This window comes from Mesorhizobium temperatum (genome assembly GCF_002284575.1).
Classification (GTDB): domain Bacteria; phylum Pseudomonadota; class Alphaproteobacteria; order Rhizobiales; family Rhizobiaceae; genus Mesorhizobium; species Mesorhizobium temperatum.
Map to the genome: position 1 here is coordinate 190,098 of NZ_NPKJ01000066.1, position 15,897 is coordinate 205,994.

15 protein-coding genes are annotated in these 15,897 nt (G+C 63.8%); 6 read left to right on the plus strand and 9 right to left on the minus strand.

The window, feature by feature from the left end; translation table 11 throughout:
- Window positions 1-12: 12 nt before the first annotated feature.
- The gene (gene ehuB, locus CIT26_RS25600) at window positions 13-882 is read right to left on the minus strand and encodes an ectoine/hydroxyectoine ABC transporter substrate-binding protein EhuB (protein WP_095495149.1); all 870 of its coding nucleotides are present in this window, start codon (window positions 880-882) and stop codon (window positions 13-15) included.
- A 243-nt stretch (window positions 883-1,125) separates the two neighbouring features.
- Here ehuB and CIT26_RS25605 point away from each other — a divergent pair, with 243 nt between their 5' ends.
- The 6 genes from CIT26_RS25605 (at window position 1,126) to CIT26_RS25630 (ending at window position 8,558) form a co-directional block, all read left to right on the plus strand.
- Window positions 1,126-2,316, plus strand: coding sequence for a M24 family metallopeptidase (locus CIT26_RS25605; RefSeq protein ID WP_245319548.1), 1,191 nt, complete (start codon window positions 1,126-1,128; stop codon window positions 2,314-2,316).
- Window positions 2,317-2,391: 75 nt separating this feature from the next.
- Entirely contained in the window at window positions 2,392-3,540 is a 1,149-nt protein-coding gene (locus tag CIT26_RS25610; protein ID WP_095495150.1) for a M24 family metallopeptidase, read from the plus strand.
- Between the two features lie 10 nt (window positions 3,541-3,550).
- Window positions 3,551-4,807: a sarcosine oxidase subunit beta family protein gene (locus tag CIT26_RS25615; RefSeq protein ID WP_095495151.1), complete on the plus strand. Its 1,257-nt coding sequence runs from the start codon at window positions 3,551-3,553 to the stop codon at window positions 4,805-4,807.
- 13 nt (window positions 4,808-4,820) lie between these two features.
- Window positions 4,821-5,117, plus strand: a complete 297-nt coding sequence (locus tag CIT26_RS25620) for a sarcosine oxidase subunit delta (protein WP_095495152.1) — start codon at window positions 4,821-4,823, stop codon at window positions 5,115-5,117.
- Window positions 5,114-8,068, plus strand: a complete 2,955-nt coding sequence (locus CIT26_RS25625; protein WP_095495153.1) for a sarcosine oxidase subunit alpha family protein — start codon at window positions 5,114-5,116, stop codon at window positions 8,066-8,068. Before CIT26_RS25620 ends, CIT26_RS25625 begins: the two co-directional genes overlap by 4 nt.
- Window positions 8,061-8,558, plus strand: coding sequence for an aminomethyltransferase family protein (locus CIT26_RS25630; RefSeq protein ID WP_095495154.1), 498 nt, complete (start codon window positions 8,061-8,063; stop codon window positions 8,556-8,558). The genes CIT26_RS25625 and CIT26_RS25630 overlap by 8 nt, the downstream gene beginning before the upstream one ends.
- Window positions 8,559-8,598: 40 nt before the next feature.
- Here CIT26_RS25630 and CIT26_RS25635 read toward each other — a convergent pair whose 3' ends face one another.
- The 8 genes from CIT26_RS25635 to CIT26_RS25670 all read right to left on the minus strand — a co-directional run bounded on the left by CIT26_RS25635 (window position 8,599) and on the right by CIT26_RS25670 (window position 15,860).
- Window positions 8,599-9,636: a phosphotransferase family protein gene (locus tag CIT26_RS25635; protein ID WP_095495155.1), complete on the minus strand. Its 1,038-nt coding sequence runs from the start codon at window positions 9,634-9,636 to the stop codon at window positions 8,599-8,601.
- Window positions 9,637-9,667: 31 nt separating this feature from the next.
- The gene (locus CIT26_RS25640) at window positions 9,668-10,879 is read right to left on the minus strand and encodes an acyl-CoA dehydrogenase family protein (protein ID WP_095495156.1); all 1,212 of its coding nucleotides are present in this window, start codon (window positions 10,877-10,879) and stop codon (window positions 9,668-9,670) included.
- A gap of 97 nt (window positions 10,880-10,976) precedes the next feature.
- Window positions 10,977-11,354: an SMP-30/gluconolactonase/LRE family protein gene (locus CIT26_RS25645; RefSeq protein ID WP_280951134.1), complete on the minus strand. Its 378-nt coding sequence runs from the start codon at window positions 11,352-11,354 to the stop codon at window positions 10,977-10,979.
- A gap of 13 nt (window positions 11,355-11,367) precedes the next feature.
- A complete protein-coding gene (gene kce / locus CIT26_RS25650; RefSeq protein WP_095495157.1) occupies window positions 11,368-12,330 on the minus strand; it encodes a 3,5-dioxohexanoate:acetyl-CoA acetone transferase in 963 nt (320 codons plus the stop codon).
- On the minus strand, window positions 12,327-13,274 hold the full coding sequence (locus CIT26_RS25655) for a 3-hydroxyacyl-CoA dehydrogenase (protein WP_095495158.1): 948 nt from the start codon (window positions 13,272-13,274) through the stop codon (window positions 12,327-12,329). Before CIT26_RS25655 ends, kce begins: the two co-directional genes overlap by 4 nt.
- A gap of 10 nt (window positions 13,275-13,284) precedes the next feature.
- Complete coding sequence (locus CIT26_RS25660; protein WP_167391533.1) at window positions 13,285-14,106, minus strand: SDR family oxidoreductase; 822 nt, start codon at window positions 14,104-14,106, stop codon at window positions 13,285-13,287.
- Window positions 14,107-14,545: 439 nt separating this feature from the next.
- The gene (locus CIT26_RS38545) at window positions 14,546-15,049 is read right to left on the minus strand and encodes a sulfocyanin-like copper-binding protein (RefSeq protein ID WP_342587040.1); all 504 of its coding nucleotides are present in this window, start codon (window positions 15,047-15,049) and stop codon (window positions 14,546-14,548) included.
- Window positions 15,050-15,188: 139 nt separating this feature from the next.
- A complete protein-coding gene (locus CIT26_RS25670) occupies window positions 15,189-15,860 on the minus strand; it encodes a GntR family transcriptional regulator (RefSeq protein ID WP_095495159.1) in 672 nt (223 codons plus the stop codon).
- Between the last annotated feature and the right edge of the window lie 37 nt (window positions 15,861-15,897).

Below are 15,897 nucleotides of genomic sequence, written 5' to 3' on the forward strand. Positions count from 1 at the left end.
GCAGTTGGGAACCTATTTGCCCGCGCAAAGCTCCGCGGTGGTCTTGTTGGGGAGGTAGTCCTTGCCGAAGCCGAGCGGCTCGACCAGCGCGATGTGCTCCGGCGAGCCGAGGAACGTCTTCAGCTCGGCGTTGAACGCCTCCTGCAGATCGGTATCTTCCTTGCGGAAGCCGAAGCCGCCATGGCCTTTCACCGACTTGCCGGCAACCTCGCCGAACGGCTTGGTCGATTCGACGCCGTCAGCCTTCTTGGCCATGTCGGCGATCGAAAGAGCGGTTAGCGCGGCAGCGTCGGCGCGGCCCGACTGGACGGCGGCGACCAGGCTGGACTGATCGGGCAAGGCAACGATCTGCCCTGCGGCAACGCCCGCATCCTTGGCATAGCCGCCCTCGACGGCGCCGGCCATCACGGCGAGCTTGAGATCCGGGTTTTCCTTGATGCTGGAAAAGTCCTTCACGCCCTTCGGATTGCCTTTTGCCACCAGCATGGCCTGACCGATGCCGTAGGACGGCTCGGAGAAATTGATCTCGGCGCAGCGCTTCGGATTGATGAACATGCCGGCGGCTATGATGTCGAAGCGGCCGGCCTTGAGACCCGGAATAAGCGAGCCGAATTCGGTCAGCACGCCGTCAACCTGCGCGATGCCCATCTTGGCGAGCACCGCCTTGGCAACTTCCGGCGCTTCGCCGGTCAGCTTGCCGTCAGGCGTGGCGTAACCGAACGGCGCCTCGTTGGCAAAGCCGACGCGGATGTAGCCGTCCTTCTTGGCCCGTTCGAGGGTGGTTTCCGCATAAGCGGGCAGCGCCGTGAGTGATGTCGCGGCAAGCACGAGGCAGGCGGCGGCTTTCACGACCATCCGGCGCGATATCGATGATTTGAACATGCTTTTCTCCCATTGAACAACTGACTGATGATTCCCAGGGCGCGGCCTTCTTCGAGGTCGACACCTGTTTGTCAAGACGTATACAACTGCCCTAGACATTGTGCAAGCGAAGATATAAAAGCGCTAGAAATTCGGGCGATAATTCGTGGTCAAACGACAAATTGTTGTCCAGTTGTGCACAATTTAAGCAAATTGCCCTGTTTAAAAAGGGGCAAAACAGCGTATCCGCAAGGCAGGATTTCGGTGGCGAGCGCGAGCGGTTTCGGGACATTCACGCAAGCGGAGTATGCGCAGCGCCTGGCCGGCGTGAAGTCACGCATGGAGAAGGCCGGCTTCGACCTCATCGTCTGTCAGGATCCAGCCAATATGTGCTGGCTGACCGGCTATGACGGATGGTCGTTCTATGTTCCGCAGTGCGTCCTCGTTCATCTGGAAGAGGACCGGCCGATCTGGTTCGGCAGGGCGCAGGACGCCAGGAGCGCACGCCTGACCACAGGCCTGCCAGAGAAGAACATCGTGCCGTTCTCGGAACGGCTGGTGCAGCAGCCCGTCGAACATCCCTATGACGAACTCGCCCAGATGATCCGGTCGCGTGGCTGGAGAAAGGCTCGCATCGGCGTCGAAATGGACGCGCATTATTACACCGCGCGCTGCCACGCCCATCTCATCAACGGGCTGCCTGACGCGCACTTCGCCAACAACCACGATCTCGTCAACTGGGCGCGGCTGGTCAAATCCGAAGCCGAGCTGGTGCTGATCCGCGAGGCCGGTGCGATCTGCACGTACGCCATGAACCGCGCTATCGAAAAGATGCGACCTGGCGTGCCCCAGAACCATGTCATTGCGGAAATCTATCACGCACAGATCATGGGCGTGCCCGGAGCTGGCGGCGACTATGCCGCCATCTGTCCGCTGATGCCCGTCGGCGAGGGCACCAGCACGCCGCATCTGACCTGGTCCGACGCACCGCTGCCGGACAGCGGCCTCGCCATTCTGGAGATCGCCGGGGTGCGGCGGCGCTATCATGCGGCGCTGACGCGGACCGTACATTTCGGCAGGCCGCCGCAAGCCATCCTCGATATGGCCAAGGCGATCGTTGAGGGCGTCGACGCCGGCCTTGAGAAGGCGCGCCCCGGCTACACCGCCGAAGAAGTAGAAGCCGCCTGGCAGGCAGTGTTGAGGAAGAACGGGCTGAAGAAGGAGAGCCGCGTCGGCTATCCGGTTGGGCTCGCCTACCCGCCCGATTGGGGCGAACGCACCGCAAGTCTTCGTCCCGGCGACACCACCGAGATGCAGTCCGGGATGTGCTTCCATTTCATGACTGGCGTTTGGCTCGACGATTTCGGCATCGCCATCTCGGAATCCTTCGTCGTCACGGATCGCGGCGGCGAACGCCTCTGCGACGTGGCGCGCGAACTTATCGTCATCGACTGACCATGAGGGCGGGAAGCCGGAACTGACGAAAGATCAAGCCGGCAACGAAGCCGGCAACAAGCACGAGGACGCCTGATGGACCGCAATCCGTTTTCCGAAGCCGAAGTCGCCGGCCGTCTGGTCAGGGTCCGCACGGCGCTGGCCGAGCGCGAGCTCGACGCGGCGGTCTTTGCTTCGCCGGAGAATGTCTTTTACCTCACCGGGCTCGATCACTGGGGATATTTTGCCCCTCACCTGCTGATCGTCCCGATCGAAGGAAGGCCTGTTCTGGTCACCCGCTCGATGGAAAAGGTGACTATCGAGAAACAGGTGACGGCAGCGGAATTCCGTGGCCATTCTGACAGCGAAACGGCGGCCGATCTTGCCGCGCGGGTGCTTGCGGAGCTCGGCCTGTCCGGCAAGCGGATCGGCCTCGAATACTGGACGGCCGGTCTCAGCCATGGGCTTGCCATCGCACTCCAGACGCAGGCCGATGCCAGATGGAGCGACGTCTCCGGCCTGATCGACAGGATGCGGCGGGTGAAGAGCGCCGAGGAACAGGCGCTGATGCGTCAGGCGGCACAAGTGACCGACGCCGCCGCCGGCGCCGCGATCGCCGCGATCTCGGACGGCGCTTCCGAACAGGAGGTCGCGGCCCAATGTGTTTCAGCAATGATCCGCGCCGGCGGTCATGCTCCGGGCTTCGGACCTTTCATCCGCCCGGCCGCGCGCCTGGGCGAGGAGCACACGACTTGGGGCGACGGGATCTACCGCAAGGGCGAGCCGGTCTTCGTCGAACTGTCCGGTTGCATCTCGCGCTATCACGCGCCGCTCGGCCGGCTCGTTCGCATCGGCTATATCAGCGACGAAGACGCCGCGATGGCGGAGGTGACCGCCAAGGCGTTCAATGCGGTCGTCGAGGCGCTGCGGCCCGGCGCCAGGGCGCGCGACGTCTACGCCGCCTGGCAGGCAGTCGCCGACGAGGCCGGTCTCTCCCACTATCGCCGCCATCACTGCGGCTACCTCGTCGGTGCCGGCCAGCCGCCATCATGGACCGGCGGCAACTCGGTGACGGGCTTGAGGCACGATTCCGACCTCAAGATCGAGACCGGGATGAGCTTCCACATCCTGTCGTGGCTGATGGGCACCGGTCGTGGCGATGACTTCGTCTCCAACACCGTACTTCTGACCGATGCGGGCGCCGAAGTGCTCACCCGCACACCGGCCGGCCCGATCGTTCGATAGGCCCGCACGCATGGCGCGCTATTCGGCATTTTCGATTTTCCGCAACGCGCTGTCCGGCCAAAAGAACTGGCAGCGCGCCTGGCGGGCGGCGGAGCCAAAACCGTCCTACGACGTGATCGTCATCGGCGGCGGTGGGCACGGCCTCGCTACCGCCTTCTACCTCGCCGAGAACCACGGCATCCGCAACGTCGCGGTGCTCGAAAAAGGCTATGTCGGCGGCGGCAATGTCGGTCGCAACACCACCGTCATCCGCTCCAACTACCTGCTCGACGGCAACACCCAGTTCTACGAATTCTCGATGAAGCTCTGGGAGGGCATGTCGCGGGCGCTGAATTTCAACGTCATGTTCTCGCAGCGCGGCCAGCTGGTCACCGCGCATTCGGCCGATCAGCTCGATAGCTTCAGCCACCGTGCTAACGTCATGCGGCTGAACGGCATCGATGCCGATATCCTCGACCGCGAAGACGTGCGCCGGCTGGTGCCCTATCTCGACTTTTCCGACACCGCCCGCTTCCCGATCCACGGCGCCATCTTCCAGGGCCGGGCGGGCACGGCGCGCCACGACGCCGTCGCCTGGGGCTATGCACGCGCCGCCGACGGCCATGGCGTCGACATCATCCAGAATTGCGAGGTGACAGGCTTCCTCCGCGACGGCGACAGTATCGTCGGCGTCGAAACGACGAAGGGCCGGATCGGCGCCGGCAAGGTCGGCCTCGCTGTTGCCGGTCATACATCCGTGCTCGGCGCCAAGGCCGGCCTTGAACTGCCGATCGAAAGCCACGTCCTGCAGGCCTTCGTCACCGAACCGCTGAAGCCGTTGGTAGACCATGTCGTCGCCTATGGCGCCGATCATTTCTACGTCAGCCAGTCGGACAAGGGTGGGTTGGTCTTCGGCGGCAATCTCGACGGCTACAATTCCTACGCCCAGCGCGGCAATCTCGGCGTCGTGCGCGAAGTGGCGGAGGCGGCGATTGCGCTGATGCCGTGCATTTCGCGCGTCCGCCTGCTGCGCCATTGGGGCGGCGTCATGGACATGACGCCCGATGCCAGCCCGATCATCTGCCCGACACCGATCGAGGGCCTCTTTCTCAACGGCGGCTGGTGCTATGGCGGCTTCAAGGCGACGCCGGCTTCCGGCTGGTGCTTCGCCCACACGATCGCCACCGGCAAGCCGCATCCGTTGATCGCAGCCTACGGGCTCGATCGTTTCCGCACCGGCCACACGCTCGACGAGGCTGGCGCCGGTCCTTCAGCCTGGCTGCAATAGGAGGCGCAAGACAATGCTGCGCATCGAATGCCCCTGCTGCGGTCTGCGCGACCATGACGAGTTCCGCTACGGCGGCGATGCTTCCGTCATGCGTCCGGCCCACGACGATCCAGATCCGCAGGCCTGGTACCGTTACGTTTATATCAGGGCAAATCCGGCAGGCCTGCATCGCGAGTTCTGGCAGCACGTGATCGGTTGCCGCCAATGGCTGGTGGTCGAACGCGACACGCGCAACCACGCCATCGCATCGGTCGAGCTGGCCAGGCAATTATCGGCTAGGAAATCACCCGCCAGGAAGCCACCGGCATGAGTTCGAACCACAAGCGGCTGTCGATGGGTGGCCGTATCGACCGCGAGCAGCCGGTCGAGTTTACCTTCGACGGCAGGAGCCTGATCGGATATCGCGGCGACACGCTTGCCTCCGCGCTGCTCGCCAACGGCGTCACCCTGGTCGGGCGCAGCTTCAAATATCATCGGCCGCGCGGCATTTTTTCCGCCGGGCCCGAGGAGCCGAATGCGCTGGTCACGCTCGCAACCGCAGGTAAGCGCGAGCCGAACCTGCCGGCGACGACACTGGAACTTGCAGACGGCATAGTCGCGGAAAGCCAGAACCGTTGGCCTTCGCTTGCCTTTGACGTGCAAAGCGTCAGCGGCCTGTTCGCGCCGTTCCTTTCGGCCGGCTTCTACTACAAGACCTTCATGGGTCCGACGCGCCGCGCCTGGATGTTCTACGAGCACTTTATCCGCAAGGCGGCCGGGCTGGGCAGAGCCGGCAGCGACCCTGATCCCGACCGCTACGACATCAGTCAAGCCTTTGCCGATGTCGCAATCGTCGGCGGCGGCCCGGCGGGATTGTCGGCGGCGCGTGCTGCCGCAGCGGCCGGCGCGCGGGTCGCGCTGATCGAACAGGATTTCCTGCTCGGCGGCCAGCTTCTGGCGGAGCCGTCCGACAGCGCAGCGGCCGCATGGTTGAGACAGGCCGAGGCCGAGCTGGAGAGCTCCGAAACCGTCACTCTGATGAAGCGGACAACCGCTTTCGGCATCTATGACGGCAATGTCATCGGACTGGTCGAGCAACGCGACCCAACCAATCCGCAGCTGGCGGGCGAGGCGCGGCAGACATTCACCATGCTTCGCGCCCGCTCGATCGTTTTCGCCACCGGCGCGATCGAGCGACCAATGGTGTTCTCGAACAACGACCGGCCCGGCGTCATGCTTGCCTCGGCCGCCCGGACCTACCTCAACCGTTTCGCCGTCCTGCCCGGCAAAAAAATCATCGTCGCCACCACCAATGACAGCGCCTGGCGCGCCGTCTTCGACCTCGCCGATGCCGGCGCAGACGTGACAGTTGCCGATCTGCGCGCAGCGCCGCCGGCCGCGCTTGCCGCAGAAGCCGCACGGCTCGGCGTGGTGGTGCGGGCGGGAACGCACATCGTCGACCTGCGCGGCGGTCATGCCGTCAGGCGTGCAACGCTCAACGGACCGGACGGCCAGTCCGAGGCGTCCTGCGACCTGGTCTGCGTGTCCGGCGGCTGGTCGCCAACCGTGCATCTCACCTCGCACCTGGGCGTCAAACCTCAATATCACGACGACATTGGCGGCTTCGTACCGGGGGCGTTTCCGGCGGACCGGTTCGGCGCTGGCTCGATGATGGGAAATTATTCGACCGCCGGTGCCATCGAGGACGGTCATCGCGCCGGCACCGAGGCGGCATCGTTCTGCGGCAAGTCGGCGCCGGCGCCCACTCCATCGAAACTCGATCTCGGCGAGACCGCCACGGCACTGCTTTTCGAAATCCCTTCTGTCGGGCGTGGAAAGGCCTTCGTCGATTTCCAGATGGACGTGACGACCGGGGATGTCGAGCTCGCCCATCGCGAGGGCTATGAATCGGTCGAGCACCTGAAGCGCTACACCACGCTTGGCATGGGCACCGACCAGGGCAAGACCAGCAATTTTGCGGCGCTTGCCTCGATGGCTACCCTGCGCAACGCGACGATCCCCGAGACCGGCGCTACGACCTTTCGACCGCCCTACACGGCGGTCGCCCTCGGCGCGCTTGCCGGACGCGCCATCGGTCATCATTTCAAGCCGATCCGCCGCACGCCGATGGACGGCTGGCACATGGCGAACGGCGCCGAGATGCTGGAGGTCGGGCTCTGGATGCGGCCCTATTTCTACAGGCAATCCGGGCTCGACGTGAACGAAGCCTATGTCGCCGAAATGCGGAGTGTGCGGCAGGCAGCAGGCCTGATGGACATCTCCACCCTCGGCAAGATCGACGTCCAGGGCCCGGATGCGGCGATTTTCCTCGATCGCATCTACGCCAACGGCTTTGCCAAACTGCCGGTTGGCCGTGCGCGCTACGGCGTCATGCTGCGCGACGACGGCATCGTCTTCGACGACGGCACCACGACGCGTCTGGCCGAGAACCGGTTCTTCATGACCACCTCGACCGCCAAGGCCGCCGACGTGCTGTCGCGTCTGGAATTCCTGCTCGATACGGCCTGGCCGGATTTGCGCGTAGCCGTGACCTCGGTGAGCGATGAATGGGCGGCGATGTCGGTTGCCGGGCCGAAAAGCCGCGCAATTCTGAGTGCGGCGTTTCCCGCTCTCGATGTTTCCGACGCGGCACTTGCGCATATGGGATTGCTCGAAAGCGAATGGCAGGGCCGTGCGCTCCGCATCCTGCGCCTCAGTTATTCCGGCGAGCGCGCCTACGAAATCTATGTTGGCGCAACTGCCGGTGAACAGCTCTGGACCCACCTGCTCGAAGCCGGCAGGCCGTTCGACCTGAAGCCTTACGGCGTCGAGGCGCTTGGCGCGCTGCGCGTCGAAAAGGGCCATGTCGCCGGACCTGAAATCGATGGGCGCACGACGCTCGACGATCTTGGCCTCGGCCGCATGGCCGGCAAGCGCACCGGCTTCGTCGGCGACGTGCTGCGACGGCGCCCCGCCTTCCAGGCGCCCGACCGCCAGCGCCTGGTCGGACTGGAATGCATCGAGGAGGGAAAACGCCTTCGCGGTGGCGCCATCCTGTTTCTGCCGGACGAGAAACCTTACGGCCACGGGCACGGGCGCGTTACCTCTGTCACCTTCAGCCCAGAACGCGGCCACTATGTCGGGCTGGCCTTGCTTGCCGGCGATGTCGCTAGCGAAGGAAGCGAGGTCGTGGCCGTCTATCCGATGAAAGCCGAAACGGTGCGTGCCCGCATCGTCTCGCCGGTGTTCCTCGATTCGCAGGGAGAGCGGCTGCATGGCTAGCCCGGATTTCAGCCTGTCCGTAGCCGATTGCCCGCTCATCCAGGTCGACGGCTGGGACGGCGCGCTGGGGCAATTCGAATCGAGCCTCTCGGCGTCGCTCGGCACCAAGCTTCCCGCCTCGGTCGGAGAGACGGTTCGCCAAAAAGGTCTCCTCGTGATCCGCGTCGCGCCTCGCCGTCTCTGGCTGGCTCTCGACGACGGTATTGAAGCGCCTTCGCTTGCCGTCGATCCAGATCTCGGTTGTTCGGTCTCTCTCGACGAAGGTCGCGTGCGTTTCAGAATGGCTGGGGCCGACGTCGCGTGGGTCGTCTCCAAATGCATCACTGTCGACTGGCGCGCGCCGGCGGCCGCCCCGGGCCGCGCCGTGCTGACATCCTTGCACCATGTGCCCGTGCTTTTCCTGCGCACCGGCGATACCGCGTGCGAACTCATCGTGCCGCGAAGTTTTTCGCAAAGCCTCTCGGACTGGATTTCCGGACTGGATTGCTGACGCCGCAGGTAGGGAAAGGACCAGGGCGCGAGCGCTCGTCTCAGGCGGCGCTCCACGGTCTTGCCCCTTGGATGATCTCTTGAGCACGTGCGGCAAAGCGACCGGCGAGCGGCGACTTGCTGGCGGCATCGGCCGACGCCGCGCTGCCTGCCCGCGCCCGGTCGGCGATGCCGATGAAGATCACCGCGAAACGGAACAGCGAAAAAACCAAGTGGAAGCGTTGCAAGGGCGCAGTGGGTACGGCATGCGCGAAATAATGGTCGAGGAATTCGCGCTGGCTGGGGATGCCGAGGGCAGCATGATCGAGGCCGAGGATGCCGCCATATTCGTCCGGGGTCGAATGCCAGGTCATCGAGCAAAAGCCGAGATCGGCGAGCGGATGGCCGATCGTCGATAGCTCCCAATCGAGAATGCCGATCACCTCCGGCTTGTCGGGATGGAACAGCAGATTTCCGAGGCGGAAGTCGCCATGGGCGATCGACACGCGTCCATCATCCGCGGGCACATGCTGCGGCAGCCAGTCGGCGACCGCTTCGAGTGCCGGAATTCTGTCGCTCGGCGATTCCCTGAGCTGCCTGGTCCAGCGACCAATCTGGCGCTCGAAATAGTTGCCGGGCCGGCCGTAGTCGCCGAGACCGACCGCGCCGGGACGGACAGCATGCAATTTGGCCATCGCTTCGGCCATGCCGAAATAGATGCCGCGTCGCTCCGCCGGCGAAAGGCCGGGCAGCGAACAGTCGTGGAAGACGCGACCATCCAGCCGCTCCATCAGGTAGAAGGGCGTGCCGAGCGGCTCGACACCGTCGTGATAGAGCACCGGCCCGGGCACCGGGACATTGGTCGGTGCGAGCGCTTCAAGCACGCGGAATTCGCGGTCGACGGCATGCGCCCCGCGCAGGATCGGCCCGGCCGGCTTCTTGCGCAGCACCATGCGATGCGCACCATAGTCGACGAAATAGGTAGGGTTGGACTGTCCGCCGCCGATCCGCTCGAGCGTCATTGCGGCATCGCCGAAGCGGTTCGCGAGAAAGCCCTTCAATGCCGCAGGATCGAAATCCGCATTCGACGGCTGCGCCATCTTTTCCTCCGGAGACGCCAGTGCGCGTCCGCTATGCCTCGCCTTCGACATTCCAGCGCCAGAAGCCCCTCTCTTCCTCATCGAGGAAACGGTTCAGCACCATCTTGTGGACCTCATCGGCGCCATCCACCAGCCGCGCCTGGCGAGCATAGCGGTAGATCCATTCGAGCACCGTGTCCTTGGAATAGCCTCGCGCGCCATTGATCTGGATCGCCACATCGGCCGCGTCATGCAGCACATTGGCGACCTGGACTTTGGCCATCGATACTTCCTTGCGGGCAAAGGCGCCGCGGTCCAGCTCCCACGCAGCCTTCATCACCAGGACGCGGCCGATCTCGATGTGCATGGCGAGGTCGCCGAGCTTCAGCTGGACGCTTTCGCGGTCGGCGAGGCGCTGGCCGAAACTATGGCGTTCGGCAGCGTAGGCGCGCGCGATCTCAACGCAGCGCTTGGACAATCCGAGCCAGCGCATGCAGTGGGTAAGTCGCGCCGGGCCGAGCCGCACCTGCGTCACCTTCATGCCCCTACCCTCGCCGGCCAGGATATCTTCGACAGGGATTTCGAGCCCGTCGAATTCCAGCTCGCAATGCCCGCCATGCTCCTCCGGGCCCATGATCTCGATGCGGCGCGTGATGCGCCAGCCGGGCTGGTCCTTGTGGAACATCAGGGCCGACAGACCATGACGCGGGTCGTCCGAGGTTCGCGCGATCAGAATGAAATGGCTGGCCTCCTCCGCGCCGGTGATGAACCATTTGCGGCCGGTCACCACATATTTGTCGCCGCGCCGCTCCGCACGCGTCATGATCATCGAAGGGTCCGAACCGCCGCCGGGGTGCGGTTCGGTCATGGCAAAGGCCGAGCGCACCTTGCCCTCGACAATCGGCTTCAGCCATTTTTCCTTCTGCGCCGGCGTGCCGAGCGCCTCCAGAACCATCATGTTGCCGTCGTCGGGCGCTGCCGAATTGAACACCACGGGTCCGAAGATCGACCGGTTCATCTCCTCGTAGCAGACCGCCATATCCATCTTGCCGAGACCGGCGCCGCCGGTTTCGTGCTTGAGCTGCAGGCACCACAGGCCCGCCATCCGCGCCTTGGCGCGAAGCCCCTCCAGCAGCGGCAAGGCGATATTTCCATGCGCGTCATAGGACATCTTGTCGGCTTCGAGCGGCAGGATCTCACGCTCGACGAAATCGGCAATGCGGACGCGGTAATCTTCGGTGCGGGCGGGAATATCGAAATTCATGGACAAACTCTCAGCGAAGCGAGGTGGCCGCCATCGTCTAGAAATCGAGCGAGCGCTCGTTTTCCTTATTCGCCTCTATCCCCTTTTGCAGCCGCCGTCATCCGGCGAAGCGTGGTTCCGCCACGCCCTTGATGCCAAGGCCGGTTATTGCGAACAGGCTGCCGCGCAGGACGCCATCGCCGGGGAAGCGCGGCAGCGGCGGTTTTGCCATCGAGGTCACGTAGTGGATGTCGAGCTTCGGTCCGCCGAACATCACGCTGGTGATCTTCTTGATGGGCATGTCGATGATGCGATCGACATTGCCGTCGGGCGCGTAACGCACCAGCCGGCCGTCATAGACGAGGGCATTCCAGAGGAAGCCTTCGGCATCGACGGTCGACCCATCGGCAGCGCCACCCCGGCTGGTGTCGACGCGGACGAAGGTGCGCCGGTTGCTGGCGGCACCAGTCGCGATGTCATAGTCGTAGGCCCAGATCTCGCGAGCCGCCTCAGAACGCGACCTTGTCGCCGCCCTTCAGTGACAGGATCTCGCGCGCCTCGTCGGGCGTCGCCACCCCCATGCCGAGCCCCTCGATGATCTTGCGGGCAAGCACCACCTGCTCGGCGTTCGATTTGGCAAGCTTACCCTTGCCGGCCCAAAGACTGTCTTCGAGCCCGACGCGGATGTTTCCGCCAAGCGCTGCCGATTGGGCCGCGATCCGCAATTGGCTGGCGCCGGCACCGAGCACCGACCAGCGGAACTGGTCGCCGAACAGCCGGTCGGCGGTGCGCTTCATATGGGCGACGTCTTCGGGGTGCGTGCCTATGCCGCCAAGCAGACCGAACACCGACTGCACGAAGAACGGCGGCCTGACCAGCCCGCGGTCGGCGAAGTGCGAGAGATTGTAGAGATGGGCAATGTCGTAGCACTCGAACTCGAAGCGCGTGCCGTTGTCGTAGCAGGTCGCAAGAATGTATTCGATGTCTTTGAACGAGTTGCGGAAGACAAGGTCGCGCGTCGCTTCCAGATGCGGCTTTTCCCAGTCGAACTTGAAAGTCTCGTATTTGTCCACGAGGTGATAAAGCCCGAAATTGATTGAGCCCATGTTGAGCGAGGCGACCTCAGGCTTGAACTCGGCGGCCGGGCGCACGCGTTCCTCGACCTTCATGTAGGGACTGCCGCCAGTGGTGATGTTGATGGCGGCATTGGTGGCCTGCTTGATGCGCGGCAGGAAGCGGGCGAACGCCGCCGGCGTCTGGTCAGGCTTGCCGGTCTCGGGGTCACGGGCATGCAGGTGCAGGATCGCCGCACCTGCCTCCGCGGCCGCGATCGCCTCGGCGGCGATCTGGTCCGGCGTGATCGGCAGATAGGGCGACATAGTCGGTGTGTGGATCGCCCCGGTCACCGCACAGGTGATGATCACTTTGCCTTTGGGCAGCTGGGCGCCGGGCTTGCGGCTTGTTTCCGTCATCTTCCAAACTCCTGATCCGATTTTTTCTTGTGCGCCGCCAGCGCCATCAGCCGGCGGTCGCGCCACACCTGCCGTTCGCCGAGTCCTTCCCGCGGCAGCCGCTTGCGGCGGTCGGCCTCTACCGTTTCGATGACCTCGCCGGCCCAGTCAACGCGGCGCTGCATCTGCGGAAAAATGTTGGAATAGATCGTCTGATAGCGCTCGACATAGTCGCGTACACCGCCCGGCGCGTTGAGGTCGATCGTTTCGAACGGACCCATGAACGACCAGCGCAGCGCCAGCCCGTCGCGAATGCCGATATCGACGTCCTCGACGCTGGCATAGCCGTCGGCGACAAGACGAAAAGCCTCCTCCAGCAGCGCGCCCTGCAGGCGGTTCATGATGAAGCCGTCGAGCTCGTGCTTCATCACCAGCGGCGCGTGGCCTGCGGCGACGAGGAAGGCGCGGGTCGTTTCGACCGTTTCGGGAGAGGTCCATGGCGCCGGTACGACTTCCGCGGCCGGGATGAGATAGGGCGGATTGATCGGATGCACGACCAGGCAGCGGTGCCGCCCTTGCACATGGTCAGTGAATTTCGACGGCAGCAGCGCCGAGGTGGAGCTGGCGATCACCGCTTGCGGAGCGGCAATTGCATCGATCAGGGAGAACACCTCGCGCTTCACGTCGAGACTTTCGGGCGTGTTCTCCTGGATATGGACCGCATCGGCCAGCGCTTCTTCCAGCTCCGCAACGACGGCGATGCGATCAAGCACGGCATCGATTGCCTGTCCCCGCAGCAGATCGTTCGCGGCGAGGTCGCCCAGAACGCCGGCGATGTAATCGTGCGCGCCGGCCGTCGCGGCCGGCGACTGGTCCCACATCCGCACATCGTGGCCGGCGCGGGCGAAGCTGATCGCCCAGGCCCGTCCGATGAACCCGCTGCCGACAATTGCTACCTTCGTCATGGTCCGTTCCTCAAAGCGTTTCGACATTGCCGTCGACGCCGAGCGACTGGCCGGAAATATTGATCCCTGCATCGGACAGCAGGAAGGCGACCATCGCGGCGACGTCATAGGGGCTGGTCATGCGGCGCAGCGAGATGTTCTGGAGATAGCGCTCCGTCATCTCCTTGTTCGACACACCGAGCTGCCTGGCCCGGTCGGCGATGACCTTATCGATGCGTGGTCCCTCGATGATGCCGGGCAGGATGGCGTTGACCCTTATGCCGTGCGGCCCGAGTTCCTTGGCGAGGCTTTGCGTGAAACCGATGACGCCGAACTTGGCCGCCGAATAGGGGGTGCGGAAAGCATAGCCGTGGCGGCCGGCGGCGGACGACATCGAGACGATCGAGCCGCCGCCCGCCGCCTTGATCAGCGGCACGGCACGCCGGGCGCAGAGGAACTGGCCAGTCAGGCAGATGTCGATGCAGCGCCGCCAGTCTGCCGGTTCGATTTCGTCGACGCCGCCGGTCGGCCCGGCGATGCCGGCATTGTTGATCAGCGCGTCGAGGCCGCCGAGCTTTTCCTTCACAGTCTCGAACAGCCGGTCGACGTCGTCTTCGCGCGAGACATCGGCCTTGACCGCGGCGACGAGGGCGATCTTGTCCGGAGCAGCAGCCAGCGCCTCGTCGGAAACGTCGCAAACGACGATGCGCGCGCCGAGCCGCGACAGCGTGTCGGCAATGGCCAAGCCGATACCGCCGGCACCTGCCGTCACCAGCACGCGCTGCCCCTTCAGCCCGGTTAGAAAATCGTCCGCCGATGTCGGCGCCCCTTTACTTATCGCCGTCGCACTCATCGTCCGATCCTTTCTCATTGCAGCCGCCGTTCGCGCAGCGCCGACAGCGCCCAGAACGACCAAACCGTACAGTATTGCCCTTGTCGCATAGGGCAGCTGAAATAGTGACGAAAGCATTGCCCGCTGGTGGCTTGGCGAGCAAAGGCAGCTGCTCGGGCACGTCAGACTTTCGAATTTCAGGTAAGCCGCCCATGGATTTGCATTGATCTCCACGACCAAGACATAACGCGCGGCTTGCTCGCATAGCCCCTAAGGGCGCCCTGGAGGCTGCTCCTGCGGAAACTTGTTTTCGTCTATGATTGCCACGGCCTGCTCGATCCTATCTCTCACCTCGAAACCGATCCAGTGTCCGTCCATCAGATGCGTTTGCCTCGCACAGGCGAGGAAATAGCTCCCGGCCTGCTGCGCAACAAAGTTGAGTTGCCTCCGCTCATTGATTTTAATTCCCTCTGGCGGATCGGTGTACACCCCAGATCGCATCCTCGGCCGTCAACTTCACTGGCATCTCTGACTGAGCGTAGACCCTGGTCACCATCAGGCTGTGCCGGAAAGACGAGGAGCCATTGATGAACTCGATCTCTACCGACCATTCTGCTGGCACGACGATGGTGAGATTGCCGCCCCAGTAACCGTTGAAGTCGATAATGTCGGTCCGGATGTTGTCCCTGCATACCGCTCGACTTGGTTCCAATCGGCAACAATCTCTATGGCCACTGTCTTGGCTGCGGGATCGTTCTTGATCCAGCTCGGGACGAAAGGCTCCCCAGCCAGTGCAATTCCAGGCAAAAATCCCAAGGCGACGGCGAGAAGAGCAAGGTGGGCAAAGCGCGCCATCGCAATCAGAGGCTCCTCCCGAGCGGGGCGGCCGAGCGCAAGCGACCGCCAATCGAGGTCGACCTGGCTTGTTCCCTAAGGAAGAGAATACGCTCGAAATAGCATCCACACCAGCAAACCCAGAGTGCGCTATTGTCAGCCGTCAGAAACAACGCCATTGCTGCTATATCATCGGGATGCGCGTTGGAATTGCCTGCAGTGCGTCAGTGCGAGGGCGACGGGTGATTCCGTAATGTGAAGTTTCTGCTTCAGCTGTTGCGAAGGGTCTGTTGCGCAATTCGCCAAGCCTGCTCCACATGCCGCCGGGCCGCCGCTTCGGCCTCATCGCCGTTGCGCGACTTGATCGCGTTCATAATATCGGTCATTTCGGCAATTGCGGCATCGCGACGATTCTCCGAAGCGATGGTCATGGAACGCAGCTGGTTGATGCGGACGTTCAGCCCCTGGACGATCTCCCAGGCGATGCGCTTGTCGGCGGCATCGAAAAGCACTTCATAGAATTTTGTCGTCGCCCGCATCACCTCGATCGGATTGGTTGAGGCCCACGCCGTGAGCAGCACGTCCAATGCACGCTCAAGCGCGGCGATCTGGTCCTCAGTCGCCGTCAGCGCGCAGGCGCGCGCCGCGATGCCCTCCATCAGAGCACGCAGTTCATAAATCTCATCAGTGCGGCTGAGATCCGGCCGGGCCACCGCGGGTCCATGGCCCGGTATCATCTGGACAAGGCCTTCGGTCTCCAACTGCCGCAGAACTTCGCGCACCACCGAGCGACTGACGCCGAGCTGGTCGCAAAGCGGCCGCTCGACCAACCGTTCGCCGGGCTGGAAGTGAAACCCCATGATCGCGTCGCGCATGCGCTCCAGCGCCAGCGTTCTCAGCGTCTTGGTGGATCGTTCGATCCTCAGTGTGTCGTCGGCCAATTCATCTACTCCCAGCATCCGCAAAGAAACAGATTCG